The 23112-nt window shown below is 62.3% G+C and carries 29 protein-coding genes and 1 tRNA gene; 11 read left to right on the top strand and 19 right to left on the bottom strand.

Features of this window, described 5'->3' with window-relative positions:
• The first annotated feature begins 452 nt into the window (after positions 1-452).
• Complete coding sequence (locus QU595_RS02240; protein ID WP_315918648.1) at positions 453-674, top strand: hypothetical protein; 222 nt, start codon at positions 453-455, stop codon at positions 672-674.
• Positions 675-716: 42 nt separating this feature from the next.
• The gene (locus QU595_RS02235) at positions 717-1367 is read left to right on the top strand and encodes a recombinase family protein (RefSeq protein ID WP_315918647.1); all 651 of its coding nucleotides are present in this window, start codon (positions 717-719) and stop codon (positions 1365-1367) included.
• A 38-nt stretch (positions 1368-1405) separates the two neighbouring features.
• On the opposite strand, the gene QU595_RS02230 is transcribed toward QU595_RS02235, so the two are convergent.
• Positions 1406-1693: a hypothetical protein gene (locus QU595_RS02230; protein ID WP_315918646.1), complete on the bottom strand. Its 288-nt coding sequence runs from the start codon at positions 1691-1693 to the stop codon at positions 1406-1408.
• Positions 1694-1851: 158 nt separating this feature from the next.
• Here QU595_RS02230 and QU595_RS02225 point away from each other — a divergent pair, with 158 nt between their 5' ends.
• Positions 1852-2157 carry a helix-turn-helix domain-containing protein gene (locus tag QU595_RS02225; protein WP_315918645.1) on the top strand — a complete coding sequence of 102 codons (306 nt, stop codon included), beginning with the start codon at positions 1852-1854 and terminating at the stop codon, positions 2155-2157.
• Between the two features lie 3 nt (positions 2158-2160).
• Here the strand turns inward: QU595_RS02225 and QU595_RS02220 are convergent, their stop codons facing one another.
• The 7 genes from QU595_RS02220 to QU595_RS02190 all read right to left on the bottom strand — a co-directional run bounded on the left by QU595_RS02220 (position 2161) and on the right by QU595_RS02190 (position 7849).
• A complete protein-coding gene (locus QU595_RS02220) occupies positions 2161-2475 on the bottom strand; it encodes a hypothetical protein (RefSeq protein WP_315918644.1) in 315 nt (104 codons plus the stop codon).
• Positions 2472-3047, bottom strand: a complete 576-nt coding sequence (locus QU595_RS02215; protein WP_315918643.1) for a hypothetical protein — start codon at positions 3045-3047, stop codon at positions 2472-2474. The genes QU595_RS02220 and QU595_RS02215 overlap by 4 nt, the downstream gene beginning before the upstream one ends.
• A gap of 115 nt (positions 3048-3162) precedes the next feature.
• The gene (locus QU595_RS02210; RefSeq protein WP_315918642.1) at positions 3163-5946 is read right to left on the bottom strand and encodes a hypothetical protein; all 2784 of its coding nucleotides are present in this window, start codon (positions 5944-5946) and stop codon (positions 3163-3165) included.
• A 166-nt stretch (positions 5947-6112) separates the two neighbouring features.
• Entirely contained in the window at positions 6113-6373 is a 261-nt protein-coding gene (locus tag QU595_RS02205) for a hypothetical protein (protein WP_315918641.1), read from the bottom strand.
• Positions 6370-6999: a hypothetical protein gene (locus QU595_RS02200; protein WP_315918640.1), complete on the bottom strand. Its 630-nt coding sequence runs from the start codon at positions 6997-6999 to the stop codon at positions 6370-6372. The genes QU595_RS02205 and QU595_RS02200 overlap by 4 nt, the downstream gene beginning before the upstream one ends.
• 20 nt (positions 7000-7019) lie before the next feature.
• Positions 7020-7331 carry a helix-turn-helix domain-containing protein gene (locus QU595_RS02195; protein ID WP_315918639.1) on the bottom strand — a complete coding sequence of 104 codons (312 nt, stop codon included), beginning with the start codon at positions 7329-7331 and terminating at the stop codon, positions 7020-7022.
• A 326-nt stretch (positions 7332-7657) separates the two neighbouring features.
• Positions 7658-7849, bottom strand: a complete 192-nt coding sequence (locus tag QU595_RS02190) for a hypothetical protein (RefSeq protein WP_315918638.1) — start codon at positions 7847-7849, stop codon at positions 7658-7660.
• Between the two features lie 105 nt (positions 7850-7954).
• On the opposite strand from QU595_RS02190, the gene QU595_RS02185 reads away from it, so the two are divergent.
• The 5 genes from QU595_RS02185 to QU595_RS02165 all read left to right on the top strand — a co-directional run bounded on the left by QU595_RS02185 (position 7955) and on the right by QU595_RS02165 (position 11115).
• Entirely contained in the window at positions 7955-8266 is a 312-nt protein-coding gene (locus QU595_RS02185; RefSeq protein ID WP_315918637.1) for an Arc family DNA-binding protein, read from the top strand.
• The gene (locus tag QU595_RS02180) at positions 8253-9500 is read left to right on the top strand and encodes a site-specific integrase (RefSeq protein ID WP_315918636.1); all 1248 of its coding nucleotides are present in this window, start codon (positions 8253-8255) and stop codon (positions 9498-9500) included. Before QU595_RS02185 ends, QU595_RS02180 begins: the two co-directional genes overlap by 14 nt.
• Positions 9501-9512: 12 nt before the next feature.
• Complete coding sequence (locus QU595_RS02175) at positions 9513-9947, top strand: hypothetical protein (protein ID WP_315918635.1); 435 nt, start codon at positions 9513-9515, stop codon at positions 9945-9947.
• A gap of 44 nt (positions 9948-9991) precedes the next feature.
• Positions 9992-10064 (top strand) — tRNA-Phe (locus QU595_RS02170).
• A gap of 766 nt (positions 10065-10830) precedes the next feature.
• A complete protein-coding gene (locus tag QU595_RS02165) occupies positions 10831-11115 on the top strand; it encodes a hypothetical protein (RefSeq protein WP_315918634.1) in 285 nt (94 codons plus the stop codon).
• 78 nt (positions 11116-11193) lie between these two features.
• Here the strand turns inward: QU595_RS02165 and QU595_RS02160 are convergent, their stop codons facing one another.
• Both QU595_RS02160 and QU595_RS02155 read right to left on the bottom strand, forming a co-directional pair.
• A complete protein-coding gene (locus tag QU595_RS02160) occupies positions 11194-11412 on the bottom strand; it encodes a hypothetical protein (protein WP_315918633.1) in 219 nt (72 codons plus the stop codon).
• 162 nt (positions 11413-11574) lie between these two features.
• Positions 11575-11766, bottom strand: a complete 192-nt coding sequence (locus QU595_RS02155) for a hypothetical protein (protein WP_315918632.1) — start codon at positions 11764-11766, stop codon at positions 11575-11577.
• A 303-nt stretch (positions 11767-12069) separates the two neighbouring features.
• On the opposite strand from QU595_RS02155, the gene QU595_RS02150 reads away from it, so the two are divergent.
• Positions 12070-12375, top strand: a complete 306-nt coding sequence (locus QU595_RS02150) for a DUF1236 domain-containing protein (RefSeq protein WP_315918631.1) — start codon at positions 12070-12072, stop codon at positions 12373-12375.
• A 384-nt stretch (positions 12376-12759) separates the two neighbouring features.
• Positions 12760-13302: a sigma-70 family RNA polymerase sigma factor gene (locus QU595_RS02145; protein WP_315920656.1), complete on the top strand. Its 543-nt coding sequence runs from the start codon at positions 12760-12762 to the stop codon at positions 13300-13302.
• Positions 13303-13342: 40 nt separating this feature from the next.
• Here the strand turns inward: QU595_RS02145 and QU595_RS02140 are convergent, their stop codons facing one another.
• The 6 genes from QU595_RS02140 to QU595_RS02115 form a co-directional block, all read right to left on the bottom strand.
• The gene (locus tag QU595_RS02140) at positions 13343-13522 is read right to left on the bottom strand and encodes a hypothetical protein (protein ID WP_315918630.1); all 180 of its coding nucleotides are present in this window, start codon (positions 13520-13522) and stop codon (positions 13343-13345) included.
• 157 nt (positions 13523-13679) lie between these two features.
• Positions 13680-14732 (bottom strand): adenosine deaminase, encoded by a 1053-nt coding sequence (gene add / locus QU595_RS02135; RefSeq protein ID WP_315918629.1) that lies wholly within the window; start codon positions 14730-14732, stop codon positions 13680-13682.
• Positions 14733-14742: 10 nt separating this feature from the next.
• The gene (locus QU595_RS02130) at positions 14743-16161 is read right to left on the bottom strand and encodes a sodium:solute symporter family transporter (protein WP_315918628.1); all 1419 of its coding nucleotides are present in this window, start codon (positions 16159-16161) and stop codon (positions 14743-14745) included.
• Positions 16158-16376, bottom strand: coding sequence for a hypothetical protein (locus QU595_RS02125; protein WP_315918627.1), 219 nt, complete (start codon positions 16374-16376; stop codon positions 16158-16160). Before QU595_RS02125 ends, QU595_RS02130 begins: the two co-directional genes overlap by 4 nt.
• 40 nt (positions 16377-16416) lie before the next feature.
• Positions 16417-16983: a TetR/AcrR family transcriptional regulator gene (locus tag QU595_RS02120; RefSeq protein WP_315918626.1), complete on the bottom strand. Its 567-nt coding sequence runs from the start codon at positions 16981-16983 to the stop codon at positions 16417-16419.
• 129 nt (positions 16984-17112) lie between these two features.
• Positions 17113-17760 carry an isoprenylcysteine carboxylmethyltransferase family protein gene (locus QU595_RS02115; RefSeq protein WP_315918625.1) on the bottom strand — a complete coding sequence of 216 codons (648 nt, stop codon included), beginning with the start codon at positions 17758-17760 and terminating at the stop codon, positions 17113-17115.
• Between the two features lie 575 nt (positions 17761-18335).
• Between QU595_RS02115 and QU595_RS02110 the strand changes: the two genes are divergently transcribed.
• On the top strand, positions 18336-18785 hold the full coding sequence (locus QU595_RS02110; protein ID WP_315918624.1) for a universal stress protein: 450 nt from the start codon (positions 18336-18338) through the stop codon (positions 18783-18785).
• A gap of 29 nt (positions 18786-18814) precedes the next feature.
• On the opposite strand, the gene pta is transcribed toward QU595_RS02110, so the two are convergent.
• The 3 genes from pta to QU595_RS02095 form a co-directional block, all read right to left on the bottom strand.
• Positions 18815-19813: a phosphate acetyltransferase gene (gene pta / locus QU595_RS02105; RefSeq protein ID WP_315918623.1), complete on the bottom strand. Its 999-nt coding sequence runs from the start codon at positions 19811-19813 to the stop codon at positions 18815-18817.
• 63 nt (positions 19814-19876) lie between these two features.
• Complete coding sequence (xsc, locus tag QU595_RS02100; RefSeq protein ID WP_315918622.1) at positions 19877-21652, bottom strand: sulfoacetaldehyde acetyltransferase; 1776 nt, start codon at positions 21650-21652, stop codon at positions 19877-19879.
• Positions 21653-21694: 42 nt separating this feature from the next.
• Positions 21695-23095, bottom strand: coding sequence for an FAD-binding oxidoreductase (locus tag QU595_RS02095; protein ID WP_315918621.1), 1401 nt, complete (start codon positions 23093-23095; stop codon positions 21695-21697).
• Between the last annotated feature and the right edge of the window lie 17 nt (positions 23096-23112).

Genomic DNA, 23112 nt, shown 5'->3' with positions numbered 1-23112 from the left:
AACAGGTGTCAGCGAGGTTGAGGTTCGATTGACAATTGCCCGGTTGGGCGGCGATGCGACTGCTCGATTTTCGCGATTTACCAGCAGGTGAAACGTAACAGAAAACGGCCGGTGAGACCAGCGTGAATTGCCCGACCTTTCGTCTCTTCCGGCGGGGTCCAACATCCAGCGGACGGCAAATTTCTACGGACGTGGACCGCCCCCGGTCAGTTTGCCATTGGACTGCCCGCCAGGGGTCGGGCCGGGGCACCACACCGGGCCAGCGCGGCGGCGCCTATCGCCCCTACCCGGCGCGATCGTTTCGACAGCGCTGCCTCATTGTGCCTGACCGTACGGGTATACCCATGCGGACGAAGTGCGACGAATAAATTTTATGTACGTACGGGTTGACAAGTCATCAACGTACATGATTTAGTTCGTACATAGCCCATACGTACAAAGGAGCCAACGCCATGAACACCGACATCCGCGCTTTCGAATATCAGACATTCCTCAACGCCCAACGTGAATTCTCGGACGCTGTTCAATCCGGCGACACCCGGACGGCGCGACTTGCGCTCGCCGAAATCGAAGGCGCCTGGATGCACACCGACTGGCCGCGGCTGCGCGATGCTTGCGCCACGTTCCTTCAGCGGCATTCGGAATATGCTGAACCTGCCGCAATCGCCATCTAACGCAACATGGGAGCGGCCGGCGCGAGCCGGCCGATAGTTTTAATGCGCACCATCTTCTATGCGCGCGTGTCGACGCGCGAGCAAACCATCCGCCATCAGATCGACCATGCCCGGCAAGCGGGTTTCAAATTCGACGATCGCGACGTGCTGATCGACGAGGGCGTTTCGGGCGTTTCTGTCCCGCTAAGAGAACGGCCGCAGGGCCGGCGCCTGTTCGACATGTTGCGGCGCGGTGACACGCTTGTCGTTCGCTGGCTTGATCGCCTGGGGCGCAATTATCAGGACGTCACCGAAACGGTTCGCGAGTTCATGGCGCAAGGCGTCGTCATCCGCACCGTGATCAACGGACTGACTTTCGACGGCGCCACGAAGGATCCAATGCAGAAAGCCATGCGCGATGCACAAATCGCGTTTCTGGCAGCCTTGGCCGAAGCACAGGCCGACGCGCTGAAGATCGCCCAGCGGGCCGGCATCGAACACGCGCGGGCAGACGCAGCAAGCCGGCCGCGCGTCTACAAAGGCCGAAAGCCGAGCTTCGACCGCGCGTCGCTCGATGTCGTCAATCAGATGCTTGCGGCAGGCGAAGGCCCGTCAGCAATAGCCGCGCGGACGGGGTTAACCCGCCAGACCGTGCTACGCATCCGGGCGGATCCGGCCGCCGCCGATGAAGCGTTGCTCGCATGGGGTGGATGATAAAATTCGACTATCGACGCCGAAGTCGAAACGGCGCCTCACCTAACGAAAACCGTTGGCGTCCCTTTCGCATCTTCATCGCTTACGTAGACGTGATTGAGAAACGCCGCGATCCCGGCTACCGGCCCTTCGACCCTCGACATGGCAGGATGGCGGTTGCTCCGTCCTTCCATCCTCCATTTCACGGCAAGCTTGCTGTCGTTCCGGTTCATTTCAAGGATCTGCGATACCCGGAGCATATGCGCAGGGATTTCCTCGACGCTCACGTCGATCACGCAAACCCCAAATCCTGGCGGGGTACCTGACTTTTGTTCGCTGGTTTTCATTTAGCTCTGCCTCTATCCGTCTTGTGGAAACGATTTTCTGACCGATGAGTGGCACTATAGAAGACAATTATTTGATTATTCAAGAGCAGATAGCTTATCATACTAAATGTATGTTTCGTATCTCAAAGTAAAATGACAAAAGTGACAAGGAATAATCTGTGTTCGATCTACTGACTGAAAAGGAAGTCGCGGACAAACTACGTTGCTCAACCTCGAAGGTGAAGCGCCTGCGGCTTGACGGGAAATTGGCCTACTTGCCTGGCCGCCCGGTAATGATCCGTGAAGGCGACCTGAACGCGTACATAGAAAGCGCGCTATGCCGAAATCCGCCGATCGAGGCGAAGGAGCAGTCAGCGCGCACGTCCAAGTCGCGGGCCGCGGTAAAGGAGAAAGGGTACGATCCTGCGGCAACGGCCCGAAGAATCTGGATCCTGAGACGGCTAAGGGCAAAAAACGGTGGTTGAAGGTCAGTCGAACGCGGTCTCTTCGCCTTCCTCCATTTCCGACAGCATTGCATCGCGGTCCTGCTCGATACGCGCCGTGTACTCGCGAAGCTCATCCAGGCTCATTTCATGAATTTCCTTATCCGGCGCGGTCGTGCCTTTGTCGAACAAGCCATTCGCACGCAAAAGCGCCGATCCGGCAGTTGACTTAGCGTTGGCAGGAGCCTGCTCGTCCCGACACACGGCGATCAGGGCCTCGACGGCCGCCTCTACACCTTCGGTTTGGAGGCGGCCTTTGGCCCGTTCCAGTGCCTCCCGGCGTTCTTTTGCGGATCTCATCCGAATACCCCTACTGGTTTGTTGTTCTCAATCTGGCGAAGCACACGATCGCGCTCGGCCTCGATCCGCTCGCGCTCGGCCTGCAAGGCCAAAAGCTCCGGTGATAGCGGACGAGCGTCCGCGCGTTCTGAGATGGCGCGGAACTCGGCGGCCGCTTTGAGATTGGCGCGCCGGCGAACCCTATCGGCGGCCGGTCCAGGCTTGTGATCGCGCTGCCATTTTTCGTGCGCTGCTCGTTTTTCTGGTGTCATTGCCGCCAGGCGCCGCTCTTTCGCCCGGCGGTTGCGTTCGGCACGCTTCAGCTTAGCGGCAAGCTTTCGCTCGGCGTCAGGCGCACTCCCGTTCGGCCACTGTATCTGACGGTATTGGTCGCCGCGCGGCGTACGACCGCCATGGCATCGGCATTTTCCGTTCGCCATGGCAAGGTTTAGACACGGCTCACCATCACGTTTTCGCCGGGCGCCGCATTTCGGAAGAGACGCCCGCTTCGCGTTCCACCTGCGGATGGCGGCGCGGCTGATTTCCCGCCACTGCGCAGACCGCTGCCATGAGTTCGGTTGACCCTTCTTCACCGCATATTCTCCCCAAGCGCCGTTGAGGTATCGCGGATTGAGCGCGCCATACCAGCCGCCCCGCCGATCAACGCGACACGACCAGATCCCACTCCCGCAGGGGGTCGCGCCCGGATCACGAGAAAACCCCTATCGGTCCAGACAAGATGTCCTTGCGGGTAGTGCGGGTATCTGCGGGTAGGTTTTCAACCCCTTCTATGTAACTGTCATCTATCATTATATTAGCATCTTCTAACCTGACAGTTCCCCACGTTAGGTTAGAAACATACCCGCTAATACCCGCACTACCCGCAGATTTTAGAACCCAAACCTTCTGCTTCGCGTGCCTGTCTTCCTCGGAAACGAATTTAAGGCCGGAGACAATTCGTCCTTTGTATTTTCCGAGCCAAGCCCCGAGCCGTCGAGCGTCGATAACGGCTCGATCACCGGCCACAGACATGAGCGCTGCGCGCAGGGCGGGATCAGCGTCGGCGCGCTCCTTCAACCCGCCGGCGCTCAACGGAACGTCTACCCCAACCGCAGACAGCCAGGCGCCCATGACGGCAGTCATGCTCGCCAGCACCGGATCTTCTGCGCGGGCCGTCTCCGTCGTCGCGACCGGATCGGCGCAACCGAGCCAGATGAGCGGCGAGCGCACGATCTTGGACCACTCATCGAAGGAAGCCATATCCCGCCGCTGGCCGGGAAAGCCTGCCGCTTTGTAGGCCAGCACGATCGTCAGGACCGCGGCGACGTACTTGCCCCGGTCGGCGAGAACCGCGTCGAACGGCTTGTCGTTGAACTCCCGTTTTTCGGGGCGTTCCAGGCCGGTGTCGATGGTGCAAACGACCGTGCGCCGAACAATGTCGCCGAGGAGATGCAGGTTGTTGCCTGTGGCAAAGACCGTGTGCTTGTTCTCGATGCGGACAAGCTCGCTGACCCCGAGCGGACGAACCTGCACCAATGGGCGCTCGACAATCTGGCAAAGGGCGTCGCCGCTCAATGCTCCGTTCAGGTTGTCGATCGAAACGAGTGACTGGCCGTATAACAGTGCTGCGCCGAGACGTTTCTCCAACTCCTTCTCATCGGGATGCGGCGTGATTACGGGGCACGGCTGACCGGTCGAGATGGCCGCGGCAAGGTCCGTAAGATAGCTCTTGCCGGATCCGGGCGACGGCGCGCGCACCGCATGGAGCGGAGCACAGCCCATGGCGCCGCGAACGACCGGCGTCATGAGCATCGACAAGGCAACGGACTTGTCTGCCTCGGCGACGAACGTGAAGCCGCGAACGAGACTTTGCAGCAGAGACAGCGCCTCTTGTGCCTGCGCGCGCGTCGGCTTCAGCGGAATTTCCGGCATCTTCGGCGGTCGACACAACAGAAGGCCGGTTGCCGCGTCGTAACCCGGCTCGGACAACATTGAAAGATCAGGCCGCAGCGTAGGCGTAGTGATAACCCCGGCCAGCTTCGGGAGTTTCCACTCACCATCGCGGGAAAGAATGATCTCGGCGATCTGTTTGGTCGGATCGGCGCGGACCATCTTTTTCGAGCGGCCATCGAACTTTTCCCAATCGGCAACGCGCGCCAAATGGTCGGTGAGGCTTTCCTTGCTCACCTTGACGGTGCGCGAGACAGTCGCTGTTCGGCCTCTTGCCGCCGGCAGGTCTTCGACGACGGGTCGGACGATTGCCCCGCCGCGCGTGTAGAGTTCCGCGCCGGCGTTCACCAGCGCCGCCTCGGCTTCGGTCGCGATGGACGCCAGATCCCCTTGGCGGATCGTGATCAGCGGGCGCTGACGCGGCGTCACATCGCCGTCGAGATCGCTTGATGATCCCTCAAACACTTGCGCGGGATCAACAGCCGCGCGGGGCGGTGCCGGTTCTGTATTCCCCCAGCATCGCGTGATCTCGCGTTCGGTCAGCTTTGCTTCAGGATCATCGCCCGGCTGCACCGCGTGGTCCCAGATCCACAAGAGCGAGGCGAAATCGTTCACATCGAAGCGTCCGTCCCGCCGCAGGCGCGACGCAAGGGCGAAGCGCCGACCTGAGCCGCTGAGGTCGCTGCCGTCATGCTCACCGGTTTCCCATAGCCGTTCGAGCTTCGTATTTGCCCGCCGCGCATCTTCAAATTTCTCCCGCAGCTCGGGGTCCAGGTCGTCATAACGAACTGCCTGGAACGCTGAGGCGAGATGCAATTCAGATTGGGCCGCTGCAACGGCGCCCTCACGGTTGGCCGATTTTCGGAGATTGGCGCGTGGTTCGAAGTGTTTAGCCAATGCGTCGATGGTGTAGAGCGCATCAGTGACGCCCAGCAGCTTCGCCTGCGCTTTTACGCGGCCTTTGCGCAGCTTAACCTCATTCGGGAGATTGATCGTGCCTGGTACTCGAAGAATTCGATCGATGTTTTGCGTCGCGTCACCGCCGATAACCGCAGCAATCCCCGCGCCCTGAGCTTCCGCCGCTTTGAGATGCGGATGATCCTCCGAGCCGCTGACCGGCAACTTCGTTTCCAGCTTCCACACCATCTGGACGCCGGAGCCGCTGTCGATGACAATCGAGGGCGGCACCGGTCCGGCCAAGAGATCGTCGGCAAGCTTGTGAAGCCGATTGCGCTCATCACTCAGAGCGAAGCCGTCTCTGGGGTCAACATCGATGAAAACAGCCCGCACGTTCTCGATTTGGGCTTTGCTCAGCTTGCCGTCCGGCGCATCCGGCCTGGGCTCATTGCAAGAAAAATACAAGTTCTCAACGCCATTCCAGACATTGATGTAAGCGGCGATGGCGTCCCAACTGCCAGGCGGAAAGCATCGCCCTTTGGTGAAGCCGGTTTTGGGATTGATACGCGTGATGTTGTGCCGGCCGTCAGCATCCAGCGCCTGCATACACAGAAGACCCGGATGCAAGCCGGCTTTCTCGGGCATTCGCGGCTCTGACGTCGCCGATAGCTTTCGCTCCGTGTCGTGAGCAGCCCTCACCTCATCCCACGTCGATCCTTGCTTATGGGCGGTGTTATGTTGTATAGTCATATTGTATCACCAAGTGCTTCAGACCCGTTCGCGTCCTGCCGGCGCGGCGGGTCGTCTTGTTTCAGGTATTGTCGACGGCGAGATAGATGGCCGACGGTTTAGGCTGTGCGCGGGGCACGGTCTCGACGCCCTCGATAAAGTCGATCAGACTGTGCACGGTGACGACGACAGGGCCGCCGGCCTGAAGCTGGCGCCCGACCAGGCGGCCCTCCCCTATGCGATTTCGAACCCAATCCGGCGAGCGGGCCATGATCTGCGATGCTTCGCGGATGCTGAGAAAAGCCCGGTCCCGCCATGGGATGTATGCTGCGGCGTTGGTCATTGCTTGGTCTCCTTGGTGAGGGGCAGGAGACTGGCGCGGGGCGTCGCGCCGATAAAGGAGACGTGGCGGCCAAACTTACGGCGGGCTTCCGCTTCGGCTTTCTCGGCGGCGATCTCCTTGGCGAAGCGAGTGAGTTCGAAGCGCGTCGTCGTCAGCAACCAGATGACGAAATAGCTCGCCCTCTCGACGTCTTCGCCGGTTCGGGACGCCGCCTCCCTGACGCCCCCGCCCCAGCGGAGGAAGGCTTTCAGCCCCTTCTCGACGCGATCCTTCGTGGCCGGCGCACCGAGAAACTTCGCCGCCCGGCGAGCAGCCTCGGCAATCGATAGGCCGTCGGCCTGCAACGTCACCGCGGCCGCATAGATCATGTTGGTGTCCAGGTCGTTCGCTGGCCTGCCGCGCTTGCGCGACGCGGCCTCGTCCTCGGCGATCTTGACGGCATCGCTGAAATCGCAGGTTACTCGCCCGATGGTGAACTCGACCAATGAAGGATCGCCAATGAGCTTGACGCCGTGAGCGGGCAAGAAGCGAATAGCCAGATTGCGAAGCCATTCCGCGCGATACTGGCCTGCTGCTTCGATCCGCTCCGGGGTCGCCTTTTTGAACTCGCGCAGCGCGCGCTGCATGACCGTTTCCGGCGCGGCACTCACGACAGGTGCTCCGACGCGGCGCGTTCGGGTCTGACAAGCGCGGTTCTGGCCGCACGGCCGGCGGCGCCCCGCTCACTCGGACGCCAGTCTTCAACATTGTCGATGAGATGCAGAAGACTGTCGGTCTTCACCAACGTCTTCCCGGCCAGGCGGCCGAAGCGCAGCCGTCCCTCTTTCTCCATCCGGTAGAGGAAAGCGCGCGAAACGCCGAGCAGGTCAGCGGCGAAGGCGATGGAAAGAAAAGGACGGTCCCGCCAGGGTGTTCCAAAAGATCGAGAAGAAGCGACAGGCGCATTCACGGCAGTCATGGCAGTCCCTTTATAAATTGGGTGCCAATCCGCACCCGTTACTAGGCGTCTCTGTTCATTTCGCACTCTCTGGACAGTTGGTCGTCTGTGCGGACAAAATTAACTGATATGCCTAATAGCTCAAGCGGAAAATTACGACAAAGTGCAAGTTACGCCTCTGTTTTTGTATGACATGTTCAAGCCAAAAGCGTATTTTTCTCTTGCACGACAACCATTTAGACTGTTGCCGGACGCATACGATTACCTTGAGAAATTCTTTTCTGGCGTTCGTTCAAAGTAACGATCCGATCATGGGGTGACAGATATGACGTCAGCCCGCGGCCCGCTCAGGCCGCGTCTTCCAGAAAGAATGCGATCAGCTTCTGCCGGCTCGCGACGTACCGCTCGCCAACCTGCTTCACCATCGGCAGGTGTCCGCTTTGGATCATGTGGTAGGTCTGCTGGTAGCTGCGGCCGATGAGATCGCCGATCGGCCCCACGCCCCAGATCAGATCCAGTTCTTCTTTCCGCTCGGGCATTAGCTCTCTCCATATGCAAATAGCGTGTGCGTCATCAGTGTGTCATTGCATGTGTGTCATTGGTGAGGCATATCTGTCAATGATTTTGTGTGGCATAGGTGAGGCATGGCGCGAGAAGACCTGCATTTCCGACTTCGGATACCGGAAGAATTGAAAAGCAAGGTGGATGAGGCCGCTGCGCGAAACGATCGAAGCATGACTGCGGAGATAGTTGACCGGCTCGAATTCAGCTTCAACGAAGGCGACCGCCAGAATTACGCCCGCCGCATCGACCTATTGCTGGATAACGAAGTGCGCCTTCGCGATGCTGTTACCAGAGCGGTTTCGGCGCTCGATCAAGGCGACGTCGGCAAAGCTCGGGAACTTCTCCTTGTCGGCGCATACTTCGATCGAAGGGCGGCAAATGAGCATCCGTAAGCGCACATGGCTGACCGGCAAAGGCGAAGAGAAAACCGCCTGGGTGGTCGACTATGTGGACACCAAGGGCACGCGCCGGCTGAAGACCTTCGCGAAGAAGAAGGATGCCGACCAGTTCGCGGCCACGGCCAAGGTGGAGGTTAAGGAAGGTGTCCACGTCGCAGACAGCGCCAGCGCTACGGTGAAGCAGGCCGGCTCCTTCTGGATGGCTTCGGCGCAGGCGGCCGGGCTGGAACGGTCGACCATCAACCAGTACCGCCAGCATCTCGACCTTCACATCTACCCGCTGATCGGCGACACGCTTCTGTCGAAGCTCACCGTGCCGGCCGTCCGCGACTTCGAGGACAGGTTGCGCGAGGCAGGCCGTTCCTCAGCGATGGTGCGCAAGGTGCTGGTGAGCCTCGGGTCACTTCTGGCGGACGCACAGGAACGCGGGCTGGTCGTTCGCAATGCGGTCAGGGAGAAAAGCCGCGCCCGCACCAAGGGCAAGGAACGGCGGCAGGAGAGACGCCACAAGGGCAAGCTCAAAGTTGGAGTGGATATTCCGACGCGCGAAGAGATAAAGGCCATTGTCGGGGCACTGGATGGCCGCTGGCGTCCGTTGCTGCTGACTGCAATCTTTGCCGGCCTGCGGGCCTCGGAGCTACGCGGGATGCGCTGGCGGGATGTGGATCTGGAAAAGCGCGAGCTTCACGTCAGGCAGCGCGCCGACAGGTTCAATGACATCGGCCGCCCGAAGTCGGAAGCTGGCGAGCGTACCGTGCCCATCCCGCCAATGGTCGTGAATACGCTGAAGGAATGGAAGCTCGGCTACAGCCGCCCGATCATCGGAAGGGACGAGGACGGCAAGGCCATCCGAGAAGATGCCAAGCCCGACCATCTTGTCTTCGCCAACGGCAGCGGCAACGTTGAGAGCCTGGGCAACATCATCAACCGCGGCCTTGTCCCGGTCCAGGTCGCTGCCGGCGTCAGCGTTGCGACGGACAAGCAAGACGAGGATGGCAACACCGTCATGGCCGCCAAGTACACGGGGATGCATGCGCTGAGGCACTTCTACGCCTCATGGTGCATCAACCGGCCACAGGACGGCGGGCTCGGCTTGCCGCCCAAGGTCGTACAGGAAAGGCTCGGGCACAGCTCGATCGTCATCACCATGGACGTCTACGGCCACCTATTCCCGCGCGGCGACGATGCCGATGAGATGGCCGCTGCAGAAAAGTCACTACTTGGCTGAGCAGGAGCGCCAATGAAAAAACGAGCTATTTTGTCGGTATCTATTCTCGCGTGGTCGACGGGCTTAAACGCGGCCGAACTCCCTAAAGCCTATGTCTGTGAATTCACCGACGTAACACGGGTGACGATCGAGCACGCCAAGCTAGCGCCATGGGTAACCGGAAAAGAAAAATACTCTCGCACCTACACCGCGATCGATTTGGAAAGAGGAACTGCGATGGCCGTTGGGGACACGGGAGTGGATGAAAACGTGTATGCGGAGCGGCGCGGCGGGCCCAAGATCGACTTCATCGAGCACTCAAAATCCGGGAATGTTTTCTTGACCACCATTACGGATCCCGATGAGAACGGCAAAAGCGTCATTGTCACCTCCGGCCACAAGGTAACCGGTCTTTCCGGATTGGCCTTCTTTGTGCAAAATCTTGGGACTTGCGACGCAAAGTTCTAGCGCGGTCGCTCAGTGCGACATAGACGCGACATGACAAGCTGAAAGCCTTGCGCTACAAGGCTTCCGCTCGGACTGAAAATCCGCGTGTCGGTGGTTCGATTCCGCCCCTGGGCACCATTTTTTTCACCTTACATGCATGTCGCCACGGTGAAGTGGATTCCAACTTCACGGGCTTCATTCGCGGCGAGATCAATCCATTGTCACAGCCGAGCCGTTCGTCGGCTCTTTGAAGAATGGGAGTGGGGGCCCGGAACGCGCGATTGCCGCTTCGCGGCGTGCACTCGGCACCAACCCGCCGATGTCGGAACTGGCTATCATCGCGCATGCCGGAGCAATCGGAAGTGCCTGGCCTGAGAATGCACGCAGCAAGCAAAGCCATTTGCGATCCTGGCCGGCGAGCGCCTTCCAGCTCGGGAAGAGGATAAGCGGGGAAAAGGACCCCGGCACATCGCTGGGCCGGGGCCAGTTGCCTAAAGGGACTGTAGCCAATGAGTCCTACAGCGCGCCGACACTGCCCTATCTGCGGCGCGGGAACTTTGCGGGAGATCAAACGAGCTTCGGGCGGAGCCCGCCGGCTAACCGGAAAACTCGGTCCTGGCTAAGCGTCGGCGCATGACCGAAACGCGCTCGCCAAGCCGCCAGGGTGCTTGCGGTTGCATGTCGTTCATCTTTTTAGAAGCGCATGACGAGCGTCTTCCAGGCTTGGCCGGTGGTTGCGAACAAAGGTCCGTAGCAAGACGCTCGCGATGCGATAGTTCGCGGGACGCGCAGAATATATGTTGATGGCTCCAACGTGCTTGCCGGGTTTTCTCGGAACAATCGACATGGTCTGCCGGTTTGCCTCTTGTCGCAATGCAGCGGCGCACGACGAAGGAGAAACCCCATGTTCAAGAAACTTGCGGCTGCATCCGCTCTGATAGTGCTCATCGGCGGCTCTGCGATGGCACAGACCGTCGTCGACGAGACGGATCATGGCGGTCGCTATATTGTGCCGACCGAACGGCCTTCGGTCGATACGATGACGACCGGCAGCATATATGACGATAACCAAGGCAGTCCCGGCGCCGTGACGACCGGCGTGGCAGGCCCTTGCGTTTCGGATTGGCATTCCACCGGGCCGGACGCGAACGCGTCGCTGAACGTCAACGACAGATATTGCGGCAAGTAGGCTTGCAATTCGACTTCAGTCCCGGAAAAGCCCGCCCAGATCAAAGGGCGGGCTTGATCTTCGAAGCGGGAAAATCTCTCACGTCTTCTTGATGATCGTTCCTTCTTTCAGGTCGAACACACCGCCACCTTTGGCCTGCCTGGAAAAACTCACTTCCATCTCACGCCATGTGCCGAGATAGGCGCCGCAATTGCTGCACCGAATAGGCGTATCGTCTTCGGGATTTTCCGGAATTTCCTGCTGGATGGTGCCGCACACCTTGCACTCCAGCTGTTCGTCCAATTTTTTTAAAGTCATGCAGGAAGTGTGTCCTAAAACCGCATGGCCGGCCAATCACATTATCGGTCCGGCCTATGATCCGCCTTCTGTGAGCAGAACGAAGCGAGCGGTGGCGGTGCCGTGCGAAACCGCCGGCATCAGAAAAACAAGGACTTAGAGCGTCTCGTGGGCAGACGCGCGTTAATCGTCTGATTCCAAGGCGCGCCTGAGTTCCAGGGTCGTCCGTTTCCCGGACTTGAAATAGATCATGGCCAGCCGTGCTGCCGCCCTGCGTCCCGGCAGATCCTCGATCTTGTATTTCCGGCAGAATTCGTTCGTCGCTTTGGTCAAGATCGCCTTCTGGCGAGACGGAATTGCCGCGGCCGGGTTCATTCCATGTTCCTTTCGTGAGACACCTCGCCCCGGCGCCAGGGGCGAAAAGCTAGGATGGCTGGCTACAGCACGCAAATCACATTGCTCGGCAACGTCCCCAAGATCTTGAAAAGGCACTGGCAGAGATGTGACCCCTCGCAATCGGCGGGAACGCCGGGCCAACGACGAGCCTGCAGCGTGGCATATCGAACGGCCGGTGACGGCGGCGGCCCGCGGGTTTCTGCCATCCGAGGCTTACGGAACCAAAGGGCGCCGGAAAAGTTCGGGCGCCGGCGGGTGGTCCAGCTTGAACAGGAGTAAGACATGCGACCCGAAATCCGCACCGCGCTCGTGGCGACGGCCCTGCTGGCCGTGATGGGAGCCGCTGCTGCGCAGGACGTGGTCATCGAACCGCAGCAGCAGACGGTCATCAAGGAGTATGTGCACAAGAAGCCGCTGGCCTCGATCGATCTGCCCGGAGTGCAGCTCAGCATCGGCTCAGTGCTGCCCGACACCGTCGAACTCCACCAGATCGAGGCCCCGGACGTGAAATACCGCTATGTCGTGGTCGAGGGTCGCACGCTGATCGTCGATCCTGAAACCCGCAAGGTGGTCGAGGTCCTGGAGTAGGCCTGAACCGCAACCCAGCCTGTCGATGCGGCCAGGATAGCGGCGCCGATCGGCGGGAGAACATGGAAGGCCCGGCCCGCGACAGACCTGTCGCGGGCCGATTTCTTTCCGGACTGTCGTCCGATCGGCCAAACCGTCGCCTTGCAGGGCAGGATTGCCGCTCGCGCGCACCGTCTTCTATCGGCCGTGTTTCGCGACGGGTCGCTTTTGTTGGCGCGCAGGGGAATTTTGCGGAACGATCCGTTCCATGGCGCATTCCTGTCCATTCGCATTCACACATCAGTCCGGTCGGGAGCGAGCATCTTGCCACCCTATGGCTCTGTCTTATCGAGTGCCGACGGCAGCGGCGAAACAGACACCGATTCCAGCGCCGACGCCGGTGCTATCGTCGATCTCATTCCCGCTTTGCGCGCCTTCGCCAGAACCTTCTGCCGCAATCCGGACGATGCCGACGACCTCGTCCAGGAAACGTTGATGAAGGGCATCGCCAACATCGACAAGTTCGAGCCTGGCACGCGCATGAAATCCTGGCTGTTCACCATCATGCGCAACACCCATTACACCCGCGCCAAGATCGCCGCGCGGGAATCGCCGGGCCTGCTCGACTGCGCGTCCTCGCGCACGGTCTCGGAACCCTCCCAGGAATGGTCGATGCAGAGCATCGAAGTGCGCGACGCCATCAACCGGCTGCCCACCCACCATCGGGAGGTGCTGGTGCTGATCGGCGTGCTGGGCGTGAGCTACGAGGAAACCGCCGAGATCTGCGGCTGCGCCGTGGGCACCGTGAAAAGCCGGCTCAACCGGGCCCGGCTGGGCCTGCTGGAGCATCTGGGCGAGTCGACCTCGGGCAGCCTGCTCGAGGCGCGCAACCGGTTGTCAGGCCCCAGATACATGGCCGACATGGAGCGCCGGCTGAACCGTACCTAGAACGCTTCACGGCCATGCGGACCATGGACCGTCCTGCGGCCTAGCCGCCGCGTCTTTTTTCCAGCAGCAGGGCCTGCAACCGGCCGGCAAGTTCCAGCAGCCGGTCAGGGACTTTTTCCCGTTCGATTTCGATCAGGATGGACGCAACCTGCTGATCCAAAGTCATGCGGCCCTGCGGCAGGTCCGATGTTTTGGCAATGTCTTCCAGCGCGCGCGACATTCGGGTTCCCGTTGCGGTTGTATCCCTTCCCCTTACAATGTGGAGATAAAGCCCAAAAGGCGCAAGCACCTATATCGACCCAACAGTTCTTCATCCTGCCTAGGCAGAACACCCGCCCCGGAGAGGGGACGGGCGTCCGCCGTTTCGCGCCGACACGTCATCCATCGGCCGGTTGGGCCGGCAATTCCGCCTTGAGGGCCGCGATCTCATCCGAAAAAGACCGCCGGAGATCGCGTTTTTCGCCGTCGTCCAGCCAGGTCGCGTCGACCCCGGCCAACGCAAGATCGGCCGCCTCCGCGGCGGAAAGGCCCAGCCATTCATGCGCGGTGACGTAGGATTGGCCGATGTCCGTGCCGAACATCGGCGGATCGTCGGTGGCAAGGGTGAGGTTGAGGCCGGCGTCGCGCATCTTGCGTACGCTGTCCCAGCGCTTCTGCATCCTGGAGGCGATGCAGGTATGGGTGCCCACCGTGCAAGCGATGCCGCAATCCCGGCACCGCCTAACCACAGCCGGATCGGCCAGCATGTTATAGCCGTGGTCGAGACGGTCGCAGCCGAGCAGGTCGAGACAGTCCATGACATGGGAGGGCGGCGCCTGCTCCAGCGTCTGGTTGTCCTCGCAGACATGGGCCGTACAGCGCAGTCCCGCCTTCCTCGCCATGGCGTAGGCCTCGACGAACAAATGCGGTTTTCCCTTGTATTCGGCGCAATCCATGCCGAGGCCGATCACCCTGTCGCGCGGCTGGCCGACGACGTCGCGCACCATGTCGAGGGCCGCGCCTGCGCCGAGTTCGCGGTTGATGGAAGGGATGAGCCTGCCTTCGACGCCGAAATCCTTCTGCGCGGCCTCCAGCCCCTCGATGTAGCCGTCCACCATGGTGGCGTAGGAGATGCCCTGCGGATAGTGGTACTGCGGATTGAAGAACAGTTCCGCATAGCGCAGGTTTCCTGCCCGGGCCGCGTCGCGCATCGCCTCATAAGACACGCGGGCGAAGTCGCCCTTGCTGACGATGCATCTGGCGATGCATTCGAGAACCTCGAGGAAATCGTAGAAATCCCTGAAGTCATAGATTTTCGTTTCATCCCAGTTCGGCAGATTCACGCCGTTCTTGCGGGCAAGGTCGAACAAGGTTCGCGGCTGGAGCGTGCCTGCTAGGTGGAAATGAAGGTCCACCTTCGGCAATCGACGCAGATACTGGTCCATATTCATTGGAAATCTTTCACGCTGTCGTGGGTTTGGCGACGAGGGCGACAGGACTGCGCGGCTTGCCGGCCGGCATGATCCGGCACAGTCCGAAGGTGATCGCCAGATTGGCAATGAAGGCGACGAAGCCGACATTCAGACCGCCGACATTCGCGCCGGTTGCAAACAGGACGACCGCGACCACCACGCCGACGACGAGGCCCAGCCCCACCGACAGCGCCGATACGCGCCGCCCGAAGAAGATCGCCAGCCAGCCCGCGCCGAACTGGATCGCGATATAGTTGGAGAAGTTGAGCACGCTCACCATCAGCTTCGGTACGACAAGGGTCAGCGCGGCAGCAACGATCAGGAAAACCGCGATGGTCAGCCGCGTCCATTGGCGCTGCGCCGAAACCGGAACGTTGGGGACGAGGTTGCGGGTGACGATCGCAGCGCAGTTGAGCGCGTTGACCGACAGGACCAGGATTCCGGCCAGGCAGGCGCCGGCGATGACGAAGCCGACGGCCCAGGACGGCAGCAGGCTGTGGGCGACATCCAGGAATATCCGATTGGCGTTCTCCACTCCCGGCAGGGCCGTCAGGGCATAGAGCGCGACCACGGCGCCGAACGGCAGCATGATCAGGTAGAGCGGCATGAAGACCGTCGCGCTCTTCACCGCAGCCTCCGACTTGCCCGTGAAGACGAAGGGGCTGACCGAAGGCTGGAGATAGAGGCCGAAGCCTTGGAACAGGATGGTCGAGATGGCGAAGGAAAGGGCGGGCATGCCCATGGTCAGGTGGCTTTCGGGCATCGACACCTGCAAAGGCTGCGCCGGCGTTCCCCACATCGTCCAGATGGCCGCGATCCCGACGGCGACGATGCCGAACATCATGGCCGTGTCCTTGATGCATGCCACGAAGGCCGAACCCTTGACCCCCGCCAGCCCGACATAGATGAAGGCGAGGCAGGCGGCGGCCGCAAGCAGCCCGGCCGGGCTGAGTTTCAGCCCCAGTTCGGTCAGCGCCACCTGGATGCCGACGAACTGGAACTGTCCCCAGGTCGCAACGGCGATCAGCGCGCCGATCGACATGACGATCTCGAGCCCGCGGCTTTCGAAGTGCCGGCCGAACACTTCCGGCACGGTCAACGCCTTGTGGCGATTGGCGGCACGCCAGATCAGCGGCGCGGTGAAATAGGCAAAAGGATAGGCGAGCAGCAGATAGCCCATGTACCAATAGGCGCTTTCCATGCCCTTGGCGTAGATGCCGGCCGGAAAGGCCAGGATCGAACCGATGCTGTAGACCTCGCCCACGGCAAGGATGAAGACCATGAAGGCCGGCATCGACCTGCCCGCCACCAGCATGTGGTCGATGTCGAGGTTCCTGATGCCGAGGCGCGCGGCCGCGGCCGCGGCGATGGACAGCGCCATCACCAGGGTGAACACGGCGATCATCATGGCCTGTCCTCCCCGGTCAGATAGCGGCGTCGGTCGAAACAGTACCAGCAGACGATGAGGCAGAGCGCGACGGCCGGAATGCAGAAAAACATCCACAGCAGCAGAACGGGTATGCCTGCCCATGTCAGGCTTGCGTCGTTCAGGAACGGCGGGACGATCACGACCAAAAAGATCGGTACGCCCATGCCGATGAGCATGGTCGGTAGTCTGTACACTGGTTTCCTCCCAGGATTGCGGTGTTGGTGCCTGGCCGGGCTAGTCCTCGCCCGAACTGTGCGCCGCCGAGGCGCGGCGGCGCAGATCCTCGAATATGAGCTTCAGCGCCCATTGGACGGTGTCGGCGACCTCGGAGCCGGACATGCCGAATTCCTCGCGCAGCGTGTGCCAGGCCAGAACGTTGTCGAGATACGCCACGATCGCCTCGGCGCGGCGCTGTTCCCTGTCATCGAGCCCCGCCATGAGCGGAGCGATGACCTCGCTGCTCGAAGCGATGAATTGCTTGCGGAATTCGCTGCGCGCGCTGCGGCCGACACGGCTGGTGGCGATGGCGCGGGCCAGGCGCGGGTGGCCGTCGAACAGCGCGCAGGCATCCCGGAACCCCCGTGGCAGGTCTTCCGGCACCTTCGACGGGATCAACCTGAAGATGTTCGTGCTGATCCATTCGCCGGCCGCCGCAACCAGGTCGGCCCGCGTCGGGAAGTAACGGAAAATCGTGCGCTCGGCGACATTGGCGGCACGCGCCAAGGCAGCCATGGAGACCTGATCGATCTCCTCCTTTTCCAGCAGATCGACCAGGGCGCGAACGATCCGCTCGCGCGTCATGGCCGCCTGCTCCTCCCTGAGGGTCGGCTGATGCTGCTCTGCACTCATGTCATAACTATGACATGAGTGCATAATCATGTCAAACGAAGCGCCGCGAACTTCGTGCTCTCCTGCCGGTCCCGCCGTTGCTCAATAGATGTAAGGGACAAGTCGCCACGTGCGGGCGCGATAGGCCTCATAGGCGGCGCCGAAATGCTGCGCCAGCAGCCTTTCTTCGGAATGGATGCGAACGATCAGAGGCGGAATGAAAAGCGCCGCCAGGATCAGGCCGACAGCCGAACGGAAGGCGAGAGCCCATCCGAACACGCTGACCAGCAGACCGAGATAGCTCGGGTTGCGGATAAGTCCGTAAATGCCGTCGGTGACCAGTTGATGGTCCTTCTGAATGGCCACGAGGCCGCTGAAGCGCCAGCCGAGAACGAAGACGGGCCAAAGCCTGAGCACACCTCCTGCAAGGAAGAACGCGACTCCGAGCCAGCGCACCCCGTCGCCGCCGAAGGTCCAAAGCCCGGTGCGGTCGCAATAGGCCGGCAGAAAGCCGTCCAGGATACCGATGATCAGGAAAGCGACAAGCACCCAGCGATTGTCGCTTTCCTCCCGTTCACCCGGGCTCAGATTGCCGCTGGTGAAGGACGCCGCTGCCGTGAGACCCAGCGTTACCGCAACCAGCGCGACGCGCGCGGGATGGGACAGGAATGGGCCGACCCCACCCCAGCCCCAGGCGGCCAGCCCGAGCCAAAGGATGACGGCGACAAGCGCGATGATGAAGGTAGCCATTCAGGACCTCCGGTCGTCGGCTGCCAACAGGTCTGCGCCCATTCCAACGGGTCTGCGCCCATTATAGCAATTAGCGGAAATTCGTCTTCCCGATCGCCGGCATGTTTGCCTGTTCAAAAGCCTTTTGCCGCTTGAATTTGATGATGCGCGGCCGGATTTATTAAGCTATTGCTCATGTATGCGGAGGGCGCTTGTGTTTGGGCGGGCGCAGGCTGGATATGTGCTTGCCCCACATGTCCGCTCTCGATGGTGTATGCGCCTCGAGCCTCCGCACGCCTGCCGGTTCCGCTCCGTGACATGCAAGGGCACTCCGAAGGTGGAAGCGGCCTAGTCCTTTTCATCAGATTGAAGGCTCACCGCAAACACGGGTAGCATGATCTTCGCTGCCTTGGCTTTCCCCGAGCCCCGCAGCCGGCCCGGCCGCCCCCATCCCCAGAAGCTTGCGGCCGGGCCCTTTCTCTCGTCGCGGATCGATCCTCGTACGAAACGGCCTGCAGAATGGGACCTTGGGTTTGACCTGGGTCAAGGCGGTTCGCCGATGGCGGTGCCCTTCATTCGCCGGAATGGAGGCCGCAATGTACAAGCATATACTCGTTCCGACCGATGGCTCCGAGACAGCCTGGCGCGGCGTGGAAGAGGGGCTGCGTCTCGCCAAGGCGCTGGGCAGCAAGGTCACGGCCGTTACGGCGACCGAACCTTTCCCGGCCTCGGGCCTTGCGCTCGGCGCAGGCTGGGTGCCGACGCAGGACGACATGGACTATTACAACACCGCGCACAAGCAAGCCGCCATGGACATATTGCAGGCGGTGAAGGCGTCGGCACAGGAGACGGGCGTCGATGCCGCCATCGTCTACGTCCCCTATTCAAGGCCGTCGGACGCCATAGTCGAAACGGCGCAACAGCGGGGCTGCGACGTGATCGTGATCGCGTCGCATGGCCGGCGCGGCATCAACAAGCTCCTGCTGGGCAGCCAGGCGACGGAAGTGCTGGCACGGGCCCGCATGCCGGTCCTGATCGTCAAATAGCCGGCGGCGAAGCCGGTCAGAAAAAGCCGTCAGGCGCCGCGCGCCTGCACCACCGTCAGCGCGATCATGTGATAGACGTCGTCCGCGCTGCAGCCGCGCGACAGGTCGTTGGCCGGGCGGGCAAGACCTTGCAACACAGGGCCGACGGCGACGGCGCCACCGATGCGCTGGGCGATCTTGTAGCCGATATTGCCGGCCTCCAGGTTGGGGAAGATGAAGACGTTGGCGTCGCCCCGGGTCACCGAGTCCGGCGCCTTGGCGCGGTTCACGCTTTCCACGAAGGCGGCGTCGAACTGCAGTTCGCCGTCGATCAGCAGATCGGGAGCCGCCTGCCTGGCCAACCGCGTCGCTTCCTCCACCTTGCTCACGCGCTCATGCCTGGCGCTGCCGGCGGTGGAAAAGGAAAGCATGGCGACCCTGGCGCGGTTGCCGGTCAGGGTTTCATAGGACCGCGCCGAGGCCAGCGCGATATCGGCCAGTTCCGCGGCGCTCGGCTCCACCACCAGTCCGCAATCGGCAAAGACGAAAACGCCCTTCTTCTGATGGTGCGGCTGGTTGAGCATCATCAGGAAGAAGGAAGACACGATGTTGCTGCCGGGCGCGCGGCCGATGATCTGGAGCGCGGCGCGCACCGTGTCGGCCGTGGTGGCCACGGCGCCTCCCACCGTACCGTCGGCATGGCCCAGCCGCACCATCAGCGCGGCGAAGCCGAGCGGCGACACGGCGACGTCATGCGCCGCCACCGCGCTGATTCCCTTGCTGCGGCGCATTTCGTAGAAAGCGGCGGCATAGCTCGCGATCATCGGCGAGCAGGACGGATCCACGATCTCGACGGCGGCGGCATCCGCCCCCAATTCCGCCAGCCTGGCTTTCACCGCCTCCGTCTCGCCCAGCAGGGTCACGCGGGCCAGGCCGTCGCGCACCGCGCGCAACGACCCCTCGACGATGCGCGGGTCCTCGCCCTCCGACATGACGATGTGTTTGGGCCGGGCACGCGCGGCCTCCAGAATGCGATCCAACGGTTGCATGCGTTCAATCCCGGAGATTTCAAAGGCAGCAGGGGCGGACCTGGTCCGCCCCTGACAAGATCGTCACGCGCCTTTCTGGTGTTTCATGTCGCCTTTTGAGATGCCGGCGACGGGGACGGGCTTCTTCATGGCGTCGCGGCGGAAGGGCTCGCCCAGTTCCTGGTTGAGCACGATCTCGACGAAGGTGGTGACGCCCCTGGCCTGGTCCTCGCAGGCGGCGCGGATGGCCTCGGTCACCTTCTGCGGCGTGTCGGCCACCACCCCCTTGAAGCCGCACGCCTCCGCCACCCTGGCGTAGCTGAAGTCGCGGTTGAGCTCGGTGCCGACGAAGTTGTTGTCGTACCACAGCGTGGTGTTGCGCTTCTCCGCCCCCCACTGGTAGTTGCGGAACACCACCATGGTGATCGCCGGCCACTCCTTGCGCCCGATCGAGGTCATCTCGTTCATCGAGATGCCGAAGGCGCCGTCGCCGGCAAAGCCCACCACCGGAACGTCGGGGCAGCCGATCTTGGCGCCGATGATCGAGGGGAAGGCATAGCCGCACGGGCCGAACATGCCCGGCGCCAGATATTTGCGCCCCGCCTCGAAGCTCGGATAGGCGTTGCCGATGGCGCAGTTGTTGCCGATGTCGGTCGACACGATCGCCTCCTTCGGCAGCCCCGCCTGGATCGCCCGCCACGCCTGGCGCGGCGACATCAGCCCGGCGTCGCGCTGCCGCGCCTCCTCGTTCCAGCGCGTGCCCGGATCGTCCTGCTCGTGGTCCATCGACGACAATTGCTGCAGCCAGGCCGAGCGCGTCTGGTGGACGAGCGCCTTGCGCTCCTCGCGCCCGGCGTCGCCCGCCGTGCCGGCCAGCTGCTCCAGGATCTGGCGCGCCACCTCCTTGGCGTCGCCGCAGATGCCGACCGTGATCTTCTTGGTCAGGCCGATGCGGTCGGGGTTGATGTCGACCTGGATGATCCTGGCCTCTTTCGGCCAGTAGTCGATGCCGTAGCCCGGCAGCGTCGAGAACGGGTTGAGGCGGGTGCCCAGCGCCAGCACCACGTCGGCCCTGGCGATCAGCTCCATCGCCGCCTTCGAGCCGTTGTAGCCGAGCGGGCCGGCGGCCAGGCGGTGGCTGCCGGGGAAGGCGTCATTGTGCTGGTAGTTGCAGCACACCGGCGCGTCCAGCCGCTCGGCCAGCGCCACCGATTCGGCGATCGCCCCGCCGATGACCACGCCCGCGCCGTTGAGGATGACCGGGAACTTCGCCTCCGACAGCAGCTTCGCCGCCGCCGCGATCGCCTCGCGGCCGCCCGAGGGCCGCTCCAGCCGCACGATCTGCGGCAGCTCCACGTCGATGACATGGGTCCAGTAGTCGCGCGGGATGTTGATCTGCGCCGGGGCGCAGCCGCGCCAGGCCTTCTCGATCACCCGGTTCAGCACCTCCGGAATGCGGGACGGATCGCGCACCTCCTCCTGGTAGCACACCATGTCCTCGAACAGCGCCATCTGCGGCACTTCCTGGAAGCCGCCCTGGCCCATCGTCCGGTTGGCCGCCTGCGGGGTGACGAGCAGCATCGGCGTGTGGTTCCAGTACGCCGTCTTGACCGCCGTCACGAACCCGGTCACGCCCGGACCGTTCTGCGCGATCGCCATCGACATCTTGCCCGTCGCGCGCGCATAGCCGTCCGCGATCAGCCCCGCATTGGTCTCGTGCGCGCAGTCCCAGAACGCTATCCCCGCCTTCGGGAACAGGTCCGAAACCGGCATCATCGCCGAGCCGATGATGCCAAACGCATGCTCAATCCCATGCATCTGCAAAACCTTCACAAACGATTCTTCCGTGCTCATCTTCATCGTGGGTTCCTTTCGTTCTTTTCGTTGCGCCGTTAGCCGGCGTCAGAGCTTTTCGTCCTTGAGGTAGTACCAATAATACATCGCGCGCTGGCCGATGCGCCGGAACGGCGTCAGCACCCCGTGATGCGGCAGTTCGGAGGTGAAGATCGGCAGGTCGAGGCCCTGCCCCTTGCCGGCGATCAGTTGCGCCAGGCGCCGGCCGGCCTGCGCCGAATACATGACGCCGTTGCCGCCATAGCCCATGGCGTAGAAGACGGTCTGCGCCGGATCGGGCCGGAAGATGCGCGGCATCATGTCGTGGCTGACATCCACCCAGCCCCACCAGGAATAGTCGATCTGGATGCCGCGCAGCGACGGGAACTTGCGATACATGCCCTCCAGCAGCAGGTCGAGATGCTTCTGGTTGGTCGCGTCCGCCCCGGTGATGGCGCTGCGGCTGCCGATCTGCACGCGGTTGTCGGGCATGAGCCGGTAGTAGTGGCGCAAGGTGCGCGTGTCGGTGAGCGGGATCTTCGCCTTGAAGTTCAGCGCCTCGCGCTCGCTGTCGGTCAGCGGACGCGTGACGACGGAGTTCGACAGCACCGGCATCAGCCGGTGCCTGGTCAGCGGATGCAGGCCGGGGGAGGTATAGCCGGCGGTGGCAAAGGCGACGTTGCGGGCCCGCACGGTGCCGCCGGGCGTACGCAGGTGGTGGATGCCGTTGCGCTGGCTATAGCCGACGACGGGGCTTGACGTATGCACCTTGGCGCCGAGCTTGCGCGCCAGCTTGAGGTAGCCGAAGGCAAGCTTGGCGGCATGGACACCGATGCCGTCCGGCTCGAGCATGGCGCCCCTGGCTTCCTCGTCGCGCACGAAGTCGCGATGGATCTCGTCGCGGCCGAGAATTCTGGTCCGGTAGCCGAACACCTCGTTCAGCAGCTTCGATTCCTTCTCCAGCGCCGGCATCATCTTTTCGCGATGGGCGATGTAGAGGTGGCCGCCGTCCTGCGGCAGGCAATCGATCTCGGGCTCCTTGATCAGCGCACGGAACAGGTCGAAGCCCTCGGCGATCTCCTTGTGCAGCTTCTTGGCCACATCCACACCCCAGCGCTCGATCCACTGCGAGCGCTTCAGGCGACCGGCGGAAATCTGCGCCTGCCCGCCATTGCGGGTCGAGCAGCCCCAGGCGACGCCGTTGGCCTCGAGCACGACCGCCTTGATGCCGTGCTCGCGCGCCAGGTGGATGGCGCAGGACAGGCCCGTATAGCCGGAACCGACGACGACGACGTCGGCGTCCATATCAGCGGTCACCGGCCCGTCGTCGGCCGGAGGCTCGCCGGCGGTGCCGATCCAGTAGGTGGGCGCATAGTCGCGTCCGTGGCCCGGATCGGGCGCCACGACCGGATCATAGGTCGGGTCGTAAGGCTTCTGGGCTCGATTCAGTTTGATTGCCTGGTGTTCCATGTTTCATGTCCTCCGCC

The sequence above is a fragment of the Mesorhizobium sp. SP-1A genome (assembly GCF_032460275.1).
GTDB lineage: Bacteria > Pseudomonadota > Alphaproteobacteria > Rhizobiales > Rhizobiaceae > Mesorhizobium.
Note: the sequence above shows the minus strand (reverse complement) of the source record. Positions and strands in the feature narration are given on the sequence as shown.

Bases quoted from the DNA above. Each gene is read 5' to 3' on its own strand.
- QU595_RS02140 (WP_315918630.1), bottom strand. From the start codon at position 13,522: ATGTCGCGCGCGCTGGAAGACATTGCCAAAACATCGGACCTGCCGCAG.
- QU595_RS02230 (WP_315918646.1), bottom strand. From the start codon at position 1,693: ATGAAAACCAGCGAACAAAAGTCAGGTACCCCGCCAGGATTTGGGGTT.
- QU595_RS02210 (WP_315918642.1), bottom strand. From the start codon at position 5,946: ATGCCCGAGAAAGCCGGCTTGCATCCGGGTCTTCTGTGTATGCAGGCG.
- QU595_RS02165 (WP_315918634.1), top strand. From the start codon at position 10,831: ATGTTCAAGAAACTTGCGGCTGCATCCGCTCTGATAGTGCTCATCGGC.
- QU595_RS02130 (WP_315918628.1), bottom strand. From the start codon at position 16,161: ATGATGATCGCCGTGTTCACCCTGGTGATGGCGCTGTCCATCGCCGCG.
- add (WP_315918629.1), bottom strand. From the start codon at position 14,732: ATGAATATGGACCAGTATCTGCGTCGATTGCCGAAGGTGGACCTTCAT.
- QU595_RS02155 (WP_315918632.1), bottom strand. From the start codon at position 11,766: ATGAACCCGGCCGCGGCAATTCCGTCTCGCCAGAAGGCGATCTTGACC.
- QU595_RS02095 (WP_315918621.1), bottom strand. From the start codon at position 23,095: ATGGAACACCAGGCAATCAAACTGAATCGAGCCCAGAAGCCTTACGAC.
- QU595_RS02160 (WP_315918633.1), bottom strand. From the start codon at position 11,412: ATGACTTTAAAAAAATTGGACGAACAGCTGGAGTGCAAGGTGTGCGGC.
- QU595_RS02110 (WP_315918624.1), top strand. From the start codon at position 18,336: ATGTACAAGCATATACTCGTTCCGACCGATGGCTCCGAGACAGCCTGG.
- QU595_RS02120 (WP_315918626.1), bottom strand. From the start codon at position 16,983: ATGACGCGCGAGCGGATCGTTCGCGCCCTGGTCGATCTGCTGGAAAAG.
- QU595_RS02205 (WP_315918641.1), bottom strand. From the start codon at position 6,373: ATGACCAACGCCGCAGCATACATCCCATGGCGGGACCGGGCTTTTCTC.
- QU595_RS02190 (WP_315918638.1), bottom strand. From the start codon at position 7,849: ATGCCCGAGCGGAAAGAAGAACTGGATCTGATCTGGGGCGTGGGGCCG.
- xsc (WP_315918622.1), bottom strand. From the start codon at position 21,652: ATGAAGATGAGCACGGAAGAATCGTTTGTGAAGGTTTTGCAGATGCAT.
- QU595_RS02195 (WP_315918639.1), bottom strand. From the start codon at position 7,331: ATGACTGCCGTGAATGCGCCTGTCGCTTCTTCTCGATCTTTTGGAACA.
- QU595_RS02240 (WP_315918648.1), top strand. From the start codon at position 453: ATGAACACCGACATCCGCGCTTTCGAATATCAGACATTCCTCAACGCC.
- QU595_RS02175 (WP_315918635.1), top strand. From the start codon at position 9,513: ATGAAAAAACGAGCTATTTTGTCGGTATCTATTCTCGCGTGGTCGACG.
- QU595_RS02180 (WP_315918636.1), top strand. From the start codon at position 8,253: ATGAGCATCCGTAAGCGCACATGGCTGACCGGCAAAGGCGAAGAGAAA.
- pta (WP_315918623.1), bottom strand. From the start codon at position 19,813: ATGCAACCGTTGGATCGCATTCTGGAGGCCGCGCGTGCCCGGCCCAAA.
- QU595_RS02115 (WP_315918625.1), bottom strand. From the start codon at position 17,760: ATGGCTACCTTCATCATCGCGCTTGTCGCCGTCATCCTTTGGCTCGGG.
- QU595_RS02235 (WP_315918647.1), top strand. From the start codon at position 717: ATGCGCACCATCTTCTATGCGCGCGTGTCGACGCGCGAGCAAACCATC.
- QU595_RS02200 (WP_315918640.1), bottom strand. From the start codon at position 6,999: ATGCAGCGCGCGCTGCGCGAGTTCAAAAAGGCGACCCCGGAGCGGATC.
- QU595_RS02185 (WP_315918637.1), top strand. From the start codon at position 7,955: ATGGCGCGAGAAGACCTGCATTTCCGACTTCGGATACCGGAAGAATTG.
- QU595_RS02220 (WP_315918644.1), bottom strand. From the start codon at position 2,475: ATGAGATCCGCAAAAGAACGCCGGGAGGCACTGGAACGGGCCAAAGGC.
- QU595_RS02150 (WP_315918631.1), top strand. From the start codon at position 12,070: ATGCGACCCGAAATCCGCACCGCGCTCGTGGCGACGGCCCTGCTGGCC.